General features: G+C 66.5%; 16 protein-coding genes. 8 read left to right on the forward strand and 8 right to left on the reverse strand.

The features are described 5' to 3' along the window. Positions 1 to 210 precede the first annotated feature (210 nt). The 6 genes from ACQP1G_RS29040 to mftA form a co-directional block, all read right to left on the reverse strand. Positions 211 to 1,158, reverse strand: coding sequence for an undecaprenyl-diphosphate phosphatase (locus ACQP1G_RS29040; RefSeq protein ID WP_433192731.1), 948 nt, complete (start codon positions 1,156 to 1,158; stop codon positions 211 to 213). 77 nt (positions 1,159 to 1,235) lie between these two features. Beyond that, complete coding sequence (locus tag ACQP1G_RS29045) at positions 1,236 to 1,508, reverse strand: hypothetical protein (protein ID WP_433192732.1); 273 nt, start codon at positions 1,506 to 1,508, stop codon at positions 1,236 to 1,238. A 180-nt stretch (positions 1,509 to 1,688) separates the two neighbouring features. Then, on the reverse strand, positions 1,689 to 3,014 hold the full coding sequence (mftF, locus tag ACQP1G_RS29050; protein WP_433192733.1) for a mycofactocin biosynthesis glycosyltransferase MftF: 1,326 nt from the start codon (positions 3,012 to 3,014) through the stop codon (positions 1,689 to 1,691). A 23-nt stretch (positions 3,015 to 3,037) separates the two neighbouring features. Continuing rightward, on the reverse strand, positions 3,038 to 4,207 hold the full coding sequence (gene mftC, locus ACQP1G_RS29055; protein WP_433192734.1) for a mycofactocin radical SAM maturase: 1,170 nt from the start codon (positions 4,205 to 4,207) through the stop codon (positions 3,038 to 3,040). Next, a complete protein-coding gene (mftB, locus tag ACQP1G_RS29060) occupies positions 4,204 to 4,512 on the reverse strand; it encodes a mycofactocin biosynthesis chaperone MftB (RefSeq protein ID WP_433192735.1) in 309 nt (102 codons plus the stop codon). The genes mftC and mftB overlap by 4 nt, the downstream gene beginning before the upstream one ends. Then, positions 4,502 to 4,612, reverse strand: coding sequence for a mycofactocin precursor MftA (gene mftA, locus ACQP1G_RS29065; protein ID WP_433192736.1), 111 nt, complete (start codon positions 4,610 to 4,612; stop codon positions 4,502 to 4,504). The genes mftB and mftA overlap by 11 nt, the downstream gene beginning before the upstream one ends. Positions 4,613 to 4,686: 74 nt before the next feature. On the opposite strand from mftA, the gene mftR reads away from it, so the two are divergent. From mftR to ACQP1G_RS29080, 3 genes are all read left to right on the forward strand, one after another. Then, entirely contained in the window at positions 4,687 to 5,298 is a 612-nt protein-coding gene (mftR, locus tag ACQP1G_RS29070) for a mycofactocin system transcriptional regulator (protein WP_433192737.1), read from the forward strand. Between the two features lie 173 nt (positions 5,299 to 5,471). After that, positions 5,472 to 8,900 (forward strand): protein kinase domain-containing protein, encoded by a 3,429-nt coding sequence (locus tag ACQP1G_RS29075; protein ID WP_433192738.1) that lies wholly within the window; start codon positions 5,472 to 5,474, stop codon positions 8,898 to 8,900. A gap of 391 nt (positions 8,901 to 9,291) precedes the next feature. Beyond that, positions 9,292 to 10,854, forward strand: a complete 1,563-nt coding sequence (locus ACQP1G_RS29080; RefSeq protein WP_433192739.1) for an FAD-dependent monooxygenase — start codon at positions 9,292 to 9,294, stop codon at positions 10,852 to 10,854. A gap of 60 nt (positions 10,855 to 10,914) precedes the next feature. Here ACQP1G_RS29080 and ACQP1G_RS29085 read toward each other — a convergent pair whose 3' ends face one another. Beyond that, positions 10,915 to 12,177 (reverse strand): glycosyltransferase 87 family protein, encoded by a 1,263-nt coding sequence (locus ACQP1G_RS29085; RefSeq protein ID WP_433192740.1) that lies wholly within the window; start codon positions 12,175 to 12,177, stop codon positions 10,915 to 10,917. Between the two features lie 80 nt (positions 12,178 to 12,257). Continuing rightward, positions 12,258 to 12,803, reverse strand: a complete 546-nt coding sequence (locus tag ACQP1G_RS29090; RefSeq protein WP_433192741.1) for a TetR/AcrR family transcriptional regulator — start codon at positions 12,801 to 12,803, stop codon at positions 12,258 to 12,260. 117 nt (positions 12,804 to 12,920) lie between these two features. On the opposite strand from ACQP1G_RS29090, the gene ACQP1G_RS29095 reads away from it, so the two are divergent. The 5 genes from ACQP1G_RS29095 (at position 12,921) to ACQP1G_RS29115 (ending at position 16,878) form a co-directional block, all read left to right on the forward strand. Continuing rightward, the gene (locus ACQP1G_RS29095; RefSeq protein ID WP_433192742.1) at positions 12,921 to 13,844 is read left to right on the forward strand and encodes an aldo/keto reductase; all 924 of its coding nucleotides are present in this window, start codon (positions 12,921 to 12,923) and stop codon (positions 13,842 to 13,844) included. Positions 13,845 to 14,149: 305 nt separating this feature from the next. Next, positions 14,150 to 14,710, forward strand: coding sequence for a hypothetical protein (locus tag ACQP1G_RS29100; RefSeq protein WP_433192743.1), 561 nt, complete (start codon positions 14,150 to 14,152; stop codon positions 14,708 to 14,710). Between the two features lie 101 nt (positions 14,711 to 14,811). Beyond that, entirely contained in the window at positions 14,812 to 14,964 is a 153-nt protein-coding gene (locus tag ACQP1G_RS29105; RefSeq protein ID WP_433192744.1) for a hypothetical protein, read from the forward strand. Positions 14,965 to 15,092: 128 nt separating this feature from the next. Further along, complete coding sequence (locus ACQP1G_RS29110) at positions 15,093 to 16,469, forward strand: MFS transporter (protein WP_433192745.1); 1,377 nt, start codon at positions 15,093 to 15,095, stop codon at positions 16,467 to 16,469. After that, positions 16,459 to 16,878, forward strand: coding sequence for a MarR family winged helix-turn-helix transcriptional regulator (locus ACQP1G_RS29115; RefSeq protein ID WP_433192746.1), 420 nt, complete (start codon positions 16,459 to 16,461; stop codon positions 16,876 to 16,878). Before ACQP1G_RS29110 ends, ACQP1G_RS29115 begins: the two co-directional genes overlap by 11 nt. Positions 16,879 to 17,064 lie beyond the last annotated feature (186 nt).

A 17,064-nucleotide genomic window follows, 5' to 3' on the forward strand; every position in this document is an offset into this window, starting at 1 on the left:
CCCGGTGCACGCACTGGGTTCCTGCGTGCGCCGCACCGACGGGTGGGCCCGGCACTGCACTGACGGCCCCCGAATATCAAGGCGCAGGGGTGAATTCGATGTTCAGCTCGGTAAGGCCGCGCAGGACAAGGGTCAGCTCGTAGGTACCTTCACCTCGAAAGCAGCTGCCCGACGGCGAACCACCGCCAGCGTCCGGTGCGGGAAGAGACCTCAGCTGAATCGGATCATCGAGAGTCCACCGATGACAATGCAGTACACCGCGAACGGCAGCAGCCTGTGGGTTTGGAAGTACCGCTCCAGGAACCGCACCGCCAGCCACGACGACACTCCCGACACCATGGCGCCGACCAACACTGGTCCTCGGATGCCGACGGTCTGTGGCCCGAACAGTTCCGGTACTTCCAACAACCCCGCGCCCAGGATCGCCGGAGTGGCAAGCAGGAAAGCGAATTTCGCCGCGTGCTCATGTTCGAGACCACGCCACAAACCGCCGACCATTGTCAGACCCGCTCGGCTGAACCCGCTCAGTAGCGCGCCGACTTGGGCGAAGCCGATGCCGACGGCATCCCGGAGCCCGAGTGCGGCCAGTGGCCGATCGGATTGGCGGCGAGTTTCCACTTCGGCGGTGAGAACACCACCGTGCTGCACCCGCAGAGCGAATCGACGCCCGTATTCCGCCAGTGTCGGTTCATTGCGTCGGCGCAGTCCCTCGCCGACGATCAGCACGACGCCGTTCAGGGTCAGAAAGATGCTGGCGTAGATCGGCGCCGCGAACAGGGCGTGTAGCGGATGGTCCAGCAACGGTCCGAGCACACCGACCGGGACGGTGGCGATCACGATCAGCCAAGCCAGCCGCTGCGGAATGGTATCGAGGCGCCTGGTCCGCAATGTAGTGAGGAAACCGATGACAATGGCGCACCAATCACGCCAGTAATAGCCCAGCAGCGCCACGGCGGTCGCCACATGCAATGCGACGACGAACGCCAGATACGGTGTGTGCGTGGCAGACTCGCCGCCCTGGCCGGCCAACTTCATCCAATCACCGCCGAGCCATGCGACCAGGAGCACAGTGTGCCCGAGGCTCGAGATGGGAAACAGTTCGGTGACCCCCTGCACCGCACCGATGATCGTCGCTTGAAAGTAGGTGAGCATCGTCACAAGTCTCGCATGACGCACACCAGCAACCTCGCAGCGGCCCCCCGGCCCGAACCCCTTCTCCCCAAATACCTTTCGTCTCATGCGTCGATCGCGCCAGGCACCCCGGAACCGTTGACACCTCGGCAGCCGCAACGAAAGTCCTTCTCCCGCAACCATGTTCCCTTCCATGAGCGGACCTGTTCCGGCCTTATCACCAGTAGCGCGGCCGGATCTCCGCACTGCGGCAGATCAGCAAGACCGCCGAGCAGGCCGAAACCTGGGTAGGGCAGTACGGCAGAATAGGCTTCTTCACCGCCGCCGCGGATAACGACGACAGCGCGCCGATCGACGAGCTGCGGCGCGCCGCGCACGCTGCCCAGGATGCCTACGCCGAGTTCGCCGGGTTCCTGCGCGCGAAGAAGCCCGCGAGCGAGCGGGCGAATTCTTCGACCTCGCGGACTTTCACACCCGCGCCCTGAAACTGGGCGGAACGGGCCTGGGCACACTGCGAGCCCTGCGCACCGAACTGGGCCGAGAATCGACGTAAGGTATCAGTGCGGTACGTCCCGGGATCGATTGCGTTGCGGCAGTAGCGGTTCAGCAGTGCGATGCCGGAGACATCCCGCCCACACGCCGACGCCGTAGGCGAGGTCCGCTGCGATACCCGGACACGGGTTTCGGCCGCGTGCGAGATCTGCGGCGGCCGCCGAGAGCAGGGCCGCGGCCAGTACTGTTCGGCCACGGCGGCTCAGCAATGCCGGTGGCCACCACACCCGGCGCAGCGCATCGGCGGCCTGACGGATCAGGGCGAATTGTCCGGTGCCCGCGATGCCGAGTGCCGCCCGCGCCGGGATGCCGTGCCGATGCAGGCGGTGCGCCGACCGTCCGGCGTCCAGGATTCCCGCAGCCGCGGCCACCGCTGGATGCCCGGTGAGCACCAACGCGCATTGTGCGGCGAATACCTTCGGCAGGTGGGCGCAACCGAGTCGCCCCGGATGCCGGGCCGCGAGCGGCGCCGCCGACGTGCCGTAGTCGTATTGCTGGCGCAGCCATGCGCGCACGGTGGGCCGAGGTTCGTGGCGGACAATCGAAAAAGGTTGATAGCGCACGGTTTTTCCGGTCGCAAGCAGTCGCCACACCAGGTCGACGTCCTCGCCGAAGCGCAGACTTTCATCGAATCCGTCGATGGACTCCAACGCCGAGCGGCGGACCACGAGCGCGGCGGTCGGCACATAGCGGACCCGGCCGTCGTGGCGCACGGTGGCCGGATCCGGTCCCATGTCCAGGCTCGAACGGTGCACCTCGTATCGCCCGACCGGCCCCGCGGGCAACGCCCGGATCCGGGGCGCGACGGCGGCCACCGACGAGTCACCGAACAGCGGGAGCACCGCGTCCAACCAGCCCGGATCAGGGATGGTGTCCGAGTCCAGAAAGGCGATCAACGGGGTGCGGGCAGTCCGCCAACCGGCGTTGCGCGCAGCCGCTGGGCCACGCGAAGCACGGTGGCGGACAGTCGCTTCCGACAGCGGTACGGACGATCCGTCATCGACGACGACGCGGTGGCGCAGATCCGGCGTCGCGGCGAGCAACCGCTGCAGGCCGACCCGATTGTTCTTCACCGGCACGACCAGGGTCACATCATCGCGGGTAGGCGCTCCCCCGACCGGGATGGGGTGCATGATTCCGGCATCCAGCATCCGCCGGGCCAGCGCCTGCTCATGCGGCCGCTCACCAACCGGCGCACCCGCCAACCACGCGTCGACGCGCTCGACACCCGCCGGACCAAGGCGCAGCAGCCGCAGCGGTGCGCCACCCAATAGGATCCGCCCGCCCTGAAACCGGCGGGCCCGCGCGTCCAGGCGCAGCCGGACCGTCATGACACCGAACTCACTCCTGTCGGTCAGTGCAGGCCCGCCACGGGACTGGTATCGCAGGCACGATCCGGGATGCGGGCGACGGACGGCAGCCCGAGTGTCACCGGTCGCCTGCCGGTGCGGGAATGATCCTTATCCGGGTGCGGCGGTGCGCCCGCCGCGGCGAGCGCCAATTCGGCATTGCCGCGCACACATTCGGGATCCGGGCCGTCCAGCGGCAGCCCGGTGAAGAACTTCGCCGCCATACAGCCGCCCTTGCACGAGTCGTACGCCGAACACGACATGCAGGCGCCACCGGTCTGCGGCTTGCGCAGTTCGGTGAACAGTTCCGAAGTGCGCCAGACGGTTTCGAAGCCACCCGGATCGCGGACATTGCCCGCGAGGAATTCGTCGTGGATGGCGAACGGGCAGGCGTAGACATCGCCGACGGGGTCGATAAGGCAGACCACCCGGCCCGCACCGCACAGATTCAACCCCGGCAGCGGTGTCGAGCCGAGGGCGTTGAGATGGAAGAACGAGTCGCCGGTCAGCACCTGCTCACCGTTGGCGATCAGCCAGTCGTAGATCCGCAGTTGCTGGTCCGTCGTGGGGTGCAGGTCGTTCCAGACATCCGCGCCTCGACCGGACGGGCGCAGCCGGGTAATGCGCAGTTGGGCGCCGAAGGTGTCCGCGATGGCCTTGAATTCATCCAGTTGGGCCACGTTGTGGCGGGTCATGACCACCGAGATCTTGAAGTTCTCGAAGCCCGCGTCGGCGAGGTTCTGCATGGCCCGGTAGGCCATGGCGAACGAACCGGGACCCCGGACCGCGTCATTGACCTCGGCGGTGGCGCCGTCGATGGAGATCTGTACGTCCACATAGTCGGTGGCCGCGAGCCGTCGCGCGCGCTCCGGGGTGATCCGAACTCCATTGGTGGAAAACTTGACTCCGACCTGGTGGTCGATCGCGTAGTCGAGCAGTTCCCAGAAGTCCGGCCGAATGGTCGGTTCGCCGCCGCCGATATTGACGTAGAACACCTGCATACGCTGCAACTCATCGATCACCGCCTTGCATTCGGCAGTGCTCAGCTCGCGTGGATCACGCCGCCCCGATGAGGACAGGCAGTGCTCACATGCCAGGTTGCAGGCATAGGTCAGCTCCCAGGTCAGACAGATCGGCGCGTCCAGGCCGTGTTCGAAATGCTCTACCAGTTTCATGATCGTTCCTGTCCACGTTCGACCGCCCGGAGCCGGATGGTGCCCGCCTCGGACAATCCGGCAAGTGCGCGCAGATAGCGGTCGTGCTCCGCGGCCGGGACCCCGGCCGTCGCGAGCGCGGCGGTCACATCGGGCTGGTGTGCCAGCTCCCGCACGACCGATACCAACAAGGGAGACTTGAGGAAGGAAAGTCGGCGCGTCCCGAAGTCATAAAGGAGGGCGCCGAACTTTTCGGGCCGCAACGACACCGACGCCGCCAGTGCGTACGGCCGGGCCGGATCGAAGGGCGTGGTCTCAGTAGACACCGCACATGCCGTCGATCGAGACATCCTCCACCAGCAGGTCCGCTTCGACGGTGTCGTCGTCGGTGTGGGTGGCGGTCGGCTCGGTATGCACTTGGCGCATGACATGCTCCTCGATATCGAAGGTGGATCTGTGATCAGGAGCATAATGTCACCGAGTGTCAAAATGGAAGGGCCATGACCGCTCAGCGGGCGGCAGGGCAGCACAACCGGCGTGGCAGACGCCCCTCGACCAGTGCGATCGAGTTGGAGCACGCCGCTTTCGCACTCTTCGAGCGCAACGGATTCGATGCGACCACGGTCGAGGACATCGCCGCCGCGGTCGGCATCACCAAGCGGACGTTCTTCCGCTATTTCGATTCCAAGAACGACATCGTCTGGGGTGATTTCAGCGAACACCTGCGGGTGATGCGCGAGCGGTTCGCCCGTTGTCCCGCCGACCAGCCGATCATGGACGCGGTTCGCACCGTGGTGGTCGACTTCAACCGCTTCGACGCCGACGAACTGCCCCGACACCGACAGCGCATGCGCCTCATCCTCACCGTCCCGGCACTGCAGGCGCATTCGACATTGCGATACCGGGAATGGCGCGATGTCGTCGCCGAATTCGCCGCCACCCGGCTCGGGGTGTCACCACAGGACCTCATTCCGCGGGCGCTCGGCTATTCGGCGCTCGGCGTCGCCATCGCCGCCTACGACAATTGGCTCGCCATCCCCGGCACCGATCTACCCGCCGCACTCGATCGCGCACTCCGCGGCCTTGCCAGCGGATTTGCCCACGTCGAATGAGCGAACGGGTCGGACACCCGACCCGTGCACAGCTAGTTCGCGGTTTCGGGGCGGAAACGCTGCCAGATCGCGTGGTCGGTCCGGGGCCCGCTGGGAGTGTCCGCGCCGTTCGCTGGGCATAAACTAGGAGACCAAGCGCGGTAGTACCGCGGACCAACGACACCGAGCAACACATGTCCGACCGCGATCCCATAGCAACACAGAGCAACCGGCCGCCGGATATCGACGAGGAGCTGGCAGGCACAGGTCTCGATGATCCGCAGGTGGTCGGTCGCGGCGGGTTCGGGGTGGTCTATCGCTGTCGGCAACAGGCCTTACATCGCGACGTCGCGGTCAAAGTCCTCACCTCCGCCGAGTTCGAGCCGGAAAGCTCCGAACGATTCCTGCGCGAGCAGCAGGCGATGGGCGCACTGTCCGGTCATCCCAATATCGTGCACATCCTGCAGGTCGGCGCCACCCGCGGCGGACGCCCCTACCTGGTGATGCCGTATCACGCCCGTGGTTCGCTGGAGAACCGTATCCACGATGCGGGGCCGCTCCCGCTGGCGGAGGCATTGCGGATCGGGATCAAACTGGCGGGCGCCCTCGAAACGGCACACCGGGCCGGGATACTGCACCGCGATATCAAGCCGGGCAATGTCCTGCTCACCGAGTACGACGAACCCCAGCTCACCGATTTCGGCATCGCCCGCATCGCGGGCGGCTTCGAAACCGCCACCGGCGTGGTCACCGGTTCCCCGGCATTCACCGCTCCAGAGGTCCTGCAATCGGGCAACCCGTCGGTGGCTTCGGACGTCTACGGACTCGGCGCGACCCTGTTCTGCATGATCACCGGCCACGCCGCATACGAACGCCACTCCGGCGAGCAGGTGGTCGCGCAATTCCTGCGCATCGCCGCCGAACCGCTGCCGAATCTGCGCCCGGAGGGCATCCCCGATGACGTATGCGCCGCCATCGAGGCCAGCATGTCGCGCAACCCGGCGGACCGCCCGCATTCCGCCGAGGCATTCGGTGAGTCGCTGCGGGAGATCCAGCGCGCCAACGGTCTGCCCGTACAGGACATGACGCTGCCGAGTATCGCCAGCGGCGCGGGCCGCCCGCTGGAGGCCACCGCCGGACCATCGGTTACGCAGAGCCGGTCGTTGTCGTCGCGGCCGACACCGACACCCGCCGCTCCCGAAACCAAATTCAGCCCGACCATGTCCGGGCGCCGAATGATCCAGCGAGACCGGCTGATCGACGCGCTGCGGACCGGCAGTCTGCGGCGCCTGACCGTCATCCACGGGCCCCCCGGATTCGGCAAGAGCACCCTTGCCGCACAGTGGGCCAGCTACCTCCACGAGGATCAGCAGGTGGCGGTCGCCTGGTTGAACGCCGCCGATGACGACAATAACGTCGTATGGTTCCTCAGCCATCTGATCGAGGCGATCCACCGGTTGCGGCCGAAGCTGGCGCCCGAACTGGGCCGGATACTCGAGGAACAGGGCGAGCAGGCCACCCGCTACGTCCTCACCACGCTGATCAACGATATCCACGAGCAAGGTGAACGGGTGGCCGTGGTGATCGACGATTGGGATCGAGTCACCGACCCCGCCGCCGTGGCGGCCCTGCGCTTCCTACTCGAGAACGGTAGCCATCACCTGCAGCTCATCGTCACGAGCAGGTCACCCGCGGGACTACCGCTGGCCACCATGCGGGTTCGCAATGAGCTCATCGAAATAGATTCCACCGCACTGCGTTTCGATGACTCCGAGGTGAGCTCGTTACTGGTCGGGCTCGGCGGTTTCACCCTGGACGACGACGAGGTCGCCGCGCTGCGCAGCTGCACCGAAGGATGGGTTGCGGCACTGCAACTGGCGTCAATGTCGCTGCACGAACACCGCGACCCCGCCGCGCTGATCAGCCACCTGTCGGGACGACATCATGCCATCGCCGAATACTTGGCGGAGAATGTGCTCGACACGGTGGATCCGGAGCTGCTCGATGCCCTACTGGAAACCGCACTGCCCGAGCGTATCTGCGGCGACCTCGCCGCCGCGCTGACCGGACAGCGACACGGACAGGCACTGCTGGAAAGTATCGAACGGCGAAATCTGTTCCTACATCGCATCGATGAGGACGGCGAATGGTTCCACTACGACCACCTGTTCCTCGAATTCCTGCGCCAACGACTTGCCCGTGATCGCCCCGACCGCGTGGACGAACTGCACCGCGCCGCCGCCGCATGGTTCGCCGAGCACGAGATGCTCAGTGAGGCAGTCGATCACGCGCTGGCTTGCGGCGACGACGAGTACGCGGTAGTTCTCGTCGAATCCCGATCCATGGAATTTCTCGAACATGGCCAGCTGGCGACATTGATCGGGCTGGTCGCCAAACTACCGCCGATACTCACTTCGGCATGCCCTCGACTTCAGATCGCCCTCGGCTGGACATATGCGTTGCTACGTCGTCCGACCGAACTGCATACCGCGCTGAGCCTGGCCCGGGCAGCGCTCGACGCGGCACCCGACCCTGTGCTCGCGGCCGAAGCAGCCCTCATCGAGTGTTCCGAACGCGCACTGGCCGACCGCGTCGAGGGTATCGACGCCGTGGTGACCGACTGTCTGAACCGAACCGACACGCTGACACCTTGGGAACTGACCACGGTGGGGGCTTTCGCGGCGTTTCTGGCGAGCGACCGCTTCGACTTCGACCGAGCGCGGGCCTGGCACCACTGGGCCGCGCGCTACCATCAGCAGGTCAGCGGGACATTCAGCCTGGTCTACAGCCACTGCTTGGTCGGCCTCGCCGACCGCGAACAACTCGATATGACCGCGGCCGAACGCAGCTTCCGCACCGCCCTCCGGATCGCCGTCGACACCTCCGGCACGCGGTCCTACACCGCGGGACTGGCGAGTTCGATGCTCGGTCAGCTGCTCTACGAACGCGATGAGCTCGACGCCGCCGAGCAGTTGCTCGATCAGGCCCTCGAACTCGGAATCGGGGGCGGCCCAGTGGACTTCATGATGGCGACCTACGCGACCGGCGCCCGGATCAAAGCGTTGCGCGGCGACCTCGACGGCGCGGCGAAGCGCCTGGCGGACGGCGCGCGGACCGCGAAGACGTTGTCCGTGCCGCGACTGGCCGCCCGCATCACCAACGAACAGGTCCGCCTCGGCCTCACCACCGCGCCGATGGCCGCCAGGGCTGCCACCACAAGCGATAGCGCCATCGCGATTGTGACCGCCGAACTGGACGAGAACTCCGCGATCCGGACACTGCTGCATGCCGGATCCCCCACCCAGATCGCCGCCGCCTGCGCCCGCGCCCAAGCGTTGCGCGATTCCATCGACCCCACCCGCAGACCGCGCGCGGCACTCGACGCACAACTGCTGCTCGCCTCCTGCCTCGCGGCGACCGAACAGACCGACCGAGCGCGAGACACCCTCGTGCCGCTGCTGGCCACTTGCGCCGACACCGGCCTGATCCGGCCACTGCGTGATGAAGGCCCGTGGCTCCGATCTCTGCTCCGCACACTCGACCATGATCTGCGCGAAGGCAATTGGCGCGACGAATGGCCGAAAGTCCCGCAAGCCTTCTTGACCAAGGTGCTCGACGACTGATCGCCGTGCTGATCAGCGACGGGCACCGCGGCGCAGCGCTGCCGTCCGGGGTATAGCGAAGCTGCTGCGGTTCATCAGATTTCCTGCTACGACGCCCGCAAAGCGGGCGGGAAACCTCGATGAAGCCCCAACCCGCAGCGAGGTCCTGACTCGAGGGCGATGCCGATCAATATCCGCAGGCCACGGGAGACCCCGAGCCGACTGTACCGGCGTACGCGGCGCGGCTTCGCGAGAAGGTTGCTCGTCCAGAGCGGACGATAAAAGAGAAAGAAGAGCACTTTACTCCTTTCCCTTCTCAAGATATAGCGCACCGGGGGGCTTGCCGCAAGACCCGGGTCATACCGCAGAATCGTCGGCCGAAGGCCAGAAGCTGCGGAAATGGGAGTTACGAATGACGGATACCGACGTGATCATCGTGGGCGCAGGCCCGACCGGCCTGATGCTGGCCGCCGAACTGCACTTGGCCGGAGTGCGACCACTGGTACTGGAACGGCAGCCGCGGCCCCGGGACACGCCGAAAGCCCACGGCATCGGCGGGCAGATCCTGCAACTGCTGCGCTATCGAGGTCTGCTGGAACGATTGGAAGCAGTCAACACCGATCCCATCCCGGCTCCCCGATTCCCGTTCGGCGGTGTGCAGTTGGACTTCACACAGCTGGCCGATGCTCCGCTACACGCGCTGCCGCTCCCACAACATCGACTCGAGCGCGTGCTCGACGAACGGGCCCGCGAACTCGGCGCCGACATTCGCCGCGGACACGAGGTGGCCGCGGTGAGCCAGGACGACGATGCGGTGACCGTGGATGTGCGTGGGCCGGACGGGCCGTACCAGGTGCGGGCCCGATACCTGGTGGGCTGCGACGGCGCGCGTAGCCGAGTCCGCGAGCTGGCCGGTATCCCGTTCCCCGGCACCACATATCCGGAGGTCAACCGGCTCGCATCGGTTACGGTGCCCGATTCGGTGACCGTGCTCGACAACGGCGATATCGATGTCCCCGAACTGGGCAGGATCCGTGCGGGTTTCACCCGGACAGACCGCGGTGTGTTCGCGTTCGGGTCGCTCACCCCCGGAGTTCTGATGCTGTCCACCATCGAAGACGAGTCCGCCGAATACGACGACGACGTTGCGATGACGCTGACCGAGTTCCAGGACAGCGTCCGCCGTGTGCTCGGCGCGGATCTACCTCTGGGAGAACCGCTTCGGCTGTCGCGGTTCACCTTCAAGGATCGGCTGGCCGAACGGTACCGCGACGGGAGGATCCTGCTGGCCGGTGACGCGGCCCATCTGTTCCCCGCCACCGGCGTCGCGATCAATGCGGGCATGACCGATACGGTCAACCTCGCTTGGAAGCTGGCCGCCGATATCCACGGCTGGGCGCCGCCCGGCCTGCTGGACACCTACCACGACGAACGCCACCCCGCGGGCGCACGGACACAGCTGCATACCCGCGCTCAGGTGGCACTGCGTCGCGGGCAAGACCCGGCCGCCGAAGCACTTCGGGCTGTCTTCCAAGAGTTGGTCGCCGACGAAAAGCCATTGCGCCGCATGGGAGCCTTCATCGCAGGCAGCGACATCCGCTACCCGCTACCTGCCCCCGACCAACACGCGTCGACCGGCACTTTCGCACCCGACCTCACCCTGCACACCGACCAGGGCACAACCAGCGTCGCGGAACTGATGCATACCGCACGGCCCATCCTCCTCGACCTCGCCGACCGCCCGGACCTGCGCGAGATCGCCCGAGACTGGGGGCATCGCATCGACGTCGTGAGCGCTAAAACCGATGATCGACCTGCCGATGGCATCCTGATCCGTCCGGACGCCCACATCGCCTGGGCCGCAACGATCGACGAACCTGCCGACACCGCCGCGCTCGCGCTGCGAGAAGCGCTCTCCCGCTGGTTCGGCGCGCCCCGGAATACGACCGTGCCCACCATCGATCAGCCCTCCTGACCAGCCGATCGAACATCGCCACGTCACCGCCCAACGTGACGGGGTATCGGCGACCGGCCATCAGCCGGTCGCCGATACCGCTGTCGCGCCTCGCCTTTCGTCAGACCCGATCTGCAGACTCATCGGCGTTTCCGCGTATTCGTGAGATGATCGAAACCTGCTGCGGCACAGCCGCACAACCGACCACACGGCCGCACCGAGCAGCAGGCCGTTGCGCAGTGTCAGTACCAGCACTCCCCACCAGCTTCCGGTGGCGACCCGGTCGTAGACGAATGGAAATTCCACCTGGGTTACCAGCGCCGTCGCCAACACCAGCATCAGGACGGGCCGCTGCGTGGTGCGCGAGTCGAGCGCGCAGACCGAGGCCACCGCCACCACCCACACCAGGTACTGGGGGCTCAGTACCCGGCTGGTCGCCAACGCGATCAGCACCGCGGCCAATGCCAGATCCGCTGCCGGAGGCTGCACACGCCACCAGGCGACCAGCAGCACCACACCGCCGATGACGGTGGCCGTCAAGCATCCCCGCGCCACGGCGGACACCCACGGCCCCGACAATTCCTCGGCCCCATAGCGGTGCACGATGCTCCAGCCGCCGCCCACCAGCCGAGTAATCAACAATGGTGTGGCAGCGACAGATTCGATCTGCAACCCACGCTCCGACTGGAACCGCAGAAACGACCATACCCCCGGACCCCACGCCGTCAGTCCCGCAGCCGTCACCACGCCGACACCGACCGCCGCCGCACTCATCCGCCGCAGTGTCCGCCAGCGCAACCCCAGCACAACAACCACCGGCCACAACTTCAGCAACACACCCGCGGCAACAGCCGCGCCCGCCGCCGCCGGTCGACGCGTCGTCCACAGCAATGCCACAACCGCCGTCGCAGCCACGATCGAATCGAATCGGCCGTAACAAACCCGGCCCAGCAATGCCACCCCAACCGTCCACACCCACGGCCCCGTCCATGCGGTTTCCGCACCGTCACGCCGCGCGGCCCGAATCAACATGCCCAGCACGCCCGCGTCCGCCATGGCGACCAGCCCGAAGAACAACCAGTTGTAGCCGTACCCGCCGCCGAGCACCCAGGGCACCACCAGCAACGCGCCCGCACCGGGCGGGTACTGCCACTGCTCGTCATACCGCGGGAAAACACCGTGGTGCACGATCAACTCGGCCCATCCGCGGTACAACGTCAAGTCCGCGGCCGAGGCGTCCCAAACGCTGTGCGGCAGCACCGTCACCCCGGTGAACACCACCATCAATATCCGCGTAACCGCCCACACCAACCACAATCTCGCCACCGCCGACAGCCCACGCACAAGGCCGCAGCCTAACCACCGCGACACCTATCCGCATGGGCGTCGACCCGACCCGAGTACTGCAACGGCATCCCTGTCGGTCAAGTGGTCCTGGCCGACAGCCCGTCCATGAGTAGATCCATCATGCGCCCGGCCTGCTCCCGCTGGTCGGGCGTGTTGCATGCCAGGAAAATCCCCAGCAGGCTGACCACCACGTCCTCGGCGCGCACATCGGTGCGGAGGGTGCCCTCGGCGGCACCGGCCTCGAGCAGCGTCCGGACCGCGCCCCCCAGGGCCGTGCGGGCCTGCGCGGACGTGACCGCTCCGGAGGCGATCACCGCGCGCAGCGCGTCGGCGATCTCGCGCTTGGCCGCCACGTAGTCGGCGAACCGATCCATCCAGGCCCGCAGCGCCTTCCGGGCGGGCAGCTCGGCGAGCAGGCCCGCCGCGCTCTCGCACACCGTATTCAGCTCCGCGCGATACACCGCCTCGACCAGCGCCTCCCGGGTCGGGAAGTGGCGGTAGAGCGTGCCGATGCCCACGCCCGCCTCGCGCGCGATCGCCTCCAGGGCGACCTTGCCGCCCTCGTCGGCCAGCATGTGCCGGGCCGTCTCGATCAGCCGTTGTCGGTTGCGCTGGGCATCCACGCGCCCGCCGCCTTCTCTCGACAAGCGGAGGTCCCTCCGTTTCTGCTAGGGTCGGTTAAGCGGAGGTTCCTCCGCATTTGCTGTCGACTATGCCACTCGAGAGAGAGGACCACGCTCATGGGGACCAGCGGCACAGCATTCGATCGGCCCGGCGGAACGGCCTCCCTGGCCGATCGTCCGGTCGGCAGGATCGGATACGGCGCAATGCAATTGGTCGCACATCGGCCCGGAGAGTCCGCCGTCGACCGCGAGGTGGCGATCGAGGTGCTGCGCCACGCGACCGACCGCGGCGTCAACCACATCGATACCGCGCAGTTCTACGGCAGTGGTGCCTGCAACGAGTTGATTCGTGCCGCACTACGGCCGTACCCGGACGACCACGTGATCGTCAGCAAGATCGGCGCGGACAACGACGCGGACGGCGGCCTCGTCGCCGCGCAACGGCCCGAGCAGCTGCGCGAGCAGGTGGAGGAGAATCTCGCAACCTTGGGGATCGATCGGATTCCGGTCGTCAACCTGCGCCGCCTGGACGCCCCGCCGGGCATCCTCGCCGAGGGTGCGCAGCTCGTCGATCTCGACAGCCAGCTCGCCGTCCTGCTGGCCCTGCGCGACCAGGGCAAGATCGGCGCGATCGGGCTCAGCAATGTCTCCGCGGAGCAACTGCGCGGGGCCGTGCCCGCCGGAATCGCCTGTGTCCAGAACATGCACAACCCACTGGACCGCAGCACCGAATCCGTTCTCGACGCCTGCCGCGAGCACGACATCGCGTGGGTGCCGTACTTCCCACTGGGTTCGGCCTTTCCCGGCCTGCCGAAGGTGGGCGACCATCCGGAGGTCGGGGCGATCGCCGCGGGGCTGCACGCCACACCGGCGCAGGTCGTCCTCGCCTGGCACCTGGCCCACTACGCCCATACCTTGCTGATCCCCGGCACGACCAGCATCAGGCACCTCGACGAGAATATCGCCGCGGGGCACATGCGGCTGGGACCGGATGCGATGACTACCCTGAACCGGCTCGCAGAGACCCCCGCGCCCGCGTAGCCGGAATATCTGACACACAACGTATTCCGCCGCCGGGCCGGTAGTCGAGCGTTGGACCAGCCGTTCACAGGGCAATATCCCGTTGGACACTCGACGTAATCGAGCTGCTGGTGAGCACATCCGAGTCGAACAACGCCGAAGACCGTCACGTGTGCGCTCGCCTATCCGGCTGATCGGCTCGATGGTCCAGATCGGTTGCGGCACAATGAATCCACTGCGATCGGGACGGTGCCGGGCACCGCTTCCGGGTATGCTGGTTCCGCCGCCATGGGGTTTGGCACTGCCCGGCGCGGCAGGGGGAAGACATGAACGAACAGCCACCGGGCCCGGAGCAGCCGAGCCGTGTCATCGATTGCGCGCTCGCGGAATTCAGCGCGCTGCGCGGCGAACTGGACGAAATCGGGCGCGGTCAGCGCACTGTCATGAGTCTGAACATCTCTGCGAACACGGCGGTCGCCGCGTTCGTGCTGTCGCAGCGGGTGGCACCGCAGTTGCTCCTGGTGATCCCGTACCTGTCGGTGGCGCTGGGCATGCTGTACCAGACCTACGCCAATCATGCCCGCTACATGGGCGACTACATCAACGAGCACCTCCGGCCGATCATTGTCGAGAAAGCCGGAGACAATCGGCTGTTCGGCTGGGAACAGCACATGCGTACGAGGCTGTACCAAGACTCGGCCAGCCGACTCCCCATGCGCGCCGCATTCACCCTCATCGTTCCCATGATCCCCGCTGTGGGCCTGATCTGGTCGATCCCATATCTGCATCCGGCTTGGTACTGGCTCGCCTGGTGCGGCGGTCTCACGCTCTTCGCACTCCAAATCGTCAGCTGGATCAAACAATCCTGGGACTTCGTCTGGATCTGAACCACGCCTGCCCGCAGCCGAACCCAGTGGTGCGCGGTACACCGTTCGCGGGGTGGGCGAAATCGGCCGCCGCGGCGGCCGGGCGCCGTTGGCTTGCGGCCGTGGATCTCTTCTCGCGTATTTGGGCCGAGTTCCCCGCATCGTTCTCCGATAAGGACGTGCTGCTGGTCGCCACCGGACGGCGTGCCCAGACCGACGCGGACCAGGCCGAAATGCCCGAGCTGGCCGCGAAACTCCCGCTCATCCTCGAATAGCCCAGAGCCCGCACCGCCCGGGCTGGATGACCGCCCGGCTCCCGACCACGGCGAACGCTCGTGTTCCGCGGATCACATCCATGGCCACTTCCTTGCATTCGGAACAGTTGTAACGACACAATCATTGTGTGAACACAACTGTTGGTGAGCTGACGCCGCGCCGGAAGGTGCTGGTGCTGGCGACGTGCTGTCTGAGCCTGCTGATCGTGTCGATGGACTCGACCATCGTGAATGTGGCGGTGCCCGCGATTCGGGCGGATCTGGATGCGCCACTGGCTCGATTGCAGTGGATCATCGATATCTACACACTCACCCTCGCCAGCCTGCTGATGCTCGCGGGAGCGACGGCCGATCGGTTCGGGCGGCGGCGGGTTTTCCGGATCGGGCTGGTGGCTTTCGCGCTCGGATCGCTGGCGTGCAGCCTCGCGCCGACCATCGAAACCCTGATCGGGGCAAGGTTTTTGCAGGCTGTAGGCGGATCGATGCTCAATCCGGTGGCGATGTCGATCATTACGCAGGTATTCACCGGGAGGGTGGAACGTGCTCGCGCGGTGGGCATTTGGGGTGCCGTGGTCGGCATTTCGATGGCGCTCGGTCCGATTGTCGGCGGCGTGCTGATCGATTCGCTCGGATGGCAGTCGGTGTTCTGGATCAATCTGCCGATCTGTGCGCTCGCGCTGGTGCTGACGACGCTGTTCGTGCCGGAATCGAAGTCCGCCACGGTGCGCGGACTCGATCCGATCGGACAGCTGCTGGCGATCGCATTTCTGTTCACGTTGGTCTTCGGGTTGATCGAGCGGCTGCCGGTGGTGTTCGCGGTGTCGGCGGTGGCCCTCGCGGCCTTCCTGTGGCAGGAATCGCGGCGCACAGATCCGTTCATCGATCTGCGATTCTTCCGCAGTGTGCCGTTCACGTCGGCGACGGTGACCGCGATCTTCGCATTCGCGGCACTGGGCGCATTCCTCTTCACCTGTTCGCTGTATCTGCAAGGGGTACGCGGCTATTCGGCGGTGCACACCGGATTGCTGTACCTGGCGATGGCGGTCGCGACGCTGATCTTCTCACCACTGTCCGGACGTCTGGTCGGGCGCTATGGGACCAAACCCTCGCTGCTCGCGGCGGGCACCGCGATGACCATTGCCGCCGTACTACTCACCCAGTTGGACGCGACCACACCGGTCTGGCAGCTCGTCACCCTCTTCGCGATCTTCGGAATCGGATTCGGCATGGTCAACGCGCCGATCACGACGGCGGCGGTCAGCGGAATGCCGCTGGATCGCGCGGGCGCCGCGGCGGCGGTCGCCTCGACCAGCAGACAGGTGGGTGTGAGCATCGGTGTCGCGCTGTGCGGTGCGCTGACCGGGGCCGGTCTGTGGTGGCTGATCGCGGTGTTCACCGCGGGGATCGCCATACTCGGCATAGTCGCGAATACCCAGTGGGCCGCCCGGTCCCGTGCTCGCGTCGCCCCGATGTTGGAAGAAAGGGTTCCCGCGCATGCCGGATGACGCACCCACCGCCGATGTGGTGTGGGCACAACTCACCCACGTGGTGATGGATACCCGCGACTCGTGGAAGCGCGCCGTCACCGAACGAACGGGCTTGCCGTTCAGCCGGATTCGCATCCTGCGCCGCCTGCGCCCGGGACCGCTCACGCTCAATCAGATCGCGCAGGCCACGGGCATGGACGCGCCGGCGACCACGGTCGCGGTCAATAACCTCGACGAACTCGGACTGGTGGTGCGTGAGATCGACCCGACCAACCGCAGGCGCAAACAGGTCTCCATCACCCTCGCCGGTCGGGCCGTCCTCGCCCAGGCCATGGCCACCCCCGACCCCGCGCCGCCAGCGGTCGCCGCCCTCTCTTCCGAGGACCTGCGGGCCCTGCACGGCCTCCTGCGCAAGCTCGAGCACTGACGACCGATACCGTCCCGAACTGCCACAACCCGATCCACAGTTGCTCCACTGCTGCGGCTGACCGGCCGATTCTTCACGCGCTACAACGAACGGGACTTCGACGGCCTCACGTCACCCCGGGGACGCGTAGGCGTTTCACCTTTTCAGAGCTGCCTACTGTGCTTCAATCGAACATGGAACGCGTTC

The sequence above is a fragment of the Nocardia sp. CA-107356 genome (genome assembly GCF_050946365.1).
Taxonomy (GTDB): domain Bacteria; phylum Actinomycetota; class Actinomycetes; order Mycobacteriales; family Mycobacteriaceae; genus Nocardia.

Coding starts and splice junctions, on each gene's coding strand:
- ACQP1G_RS29100 (WP_433192743.1), top strand. CDS start 14,150: ATGAACGAACAGCCACCGGGCCCGGAGCAGCCGAGCCGTGTCATCGAT.
- ACQP1G_RS29115 (WP_433192746.1), top strand. CDS start 16,459: ATGCCGGATGACGCACCCACCGCCGATGTGGTGTGGGCACAACTCACC.
- mftR (WP_433192737.1), top strand. CDS start 4,687: ATGACCGCTCAGCGGGCGGCAGGGCAGCACAACCGGCGTGGCAGACGC.
- ACQP1G_RS29075 (WP_433192738.1), top strand. CDS start 5,472: ATGTCCGACCGCGATCCCATAGCAACACAGAGCAACCGGCCGCCGGAT.
- mftA (WP_433192736.1), bottom strand. CDS start 4,612: ATGCGCCAAGTGCATACCGAGCCGACCGCCACCCACACCGACGACGAC.
- mftF (WP_433192733.1), bottom strand. CDS start 3,014: ATGACGGTCCGGCTGCGCCTGGACGCGCGGGCCCGCCGGTTTCAGGGC.
- ACQP1G_RS29080 (WP_433192739.1), top strand. CDS start 9,292: ATGACGGATACCGACGTGATCATCGTGGGCGCAGGCCCGACCGGCCTG.
- mftC (WP_433192734.1), bottom strand. CDS start 4,207: ATGAAACTGGTAGAGCATTTCGAACACGGCCTGGACGCGCCGATCTGT.
- ACQP1G_RS29095 (WP_433192742.1), top strand. CDS start 12,921: ATGGGGACCAGCGGCACAGCATTCGATCGGCCCGGCGGAACGGCCTCC.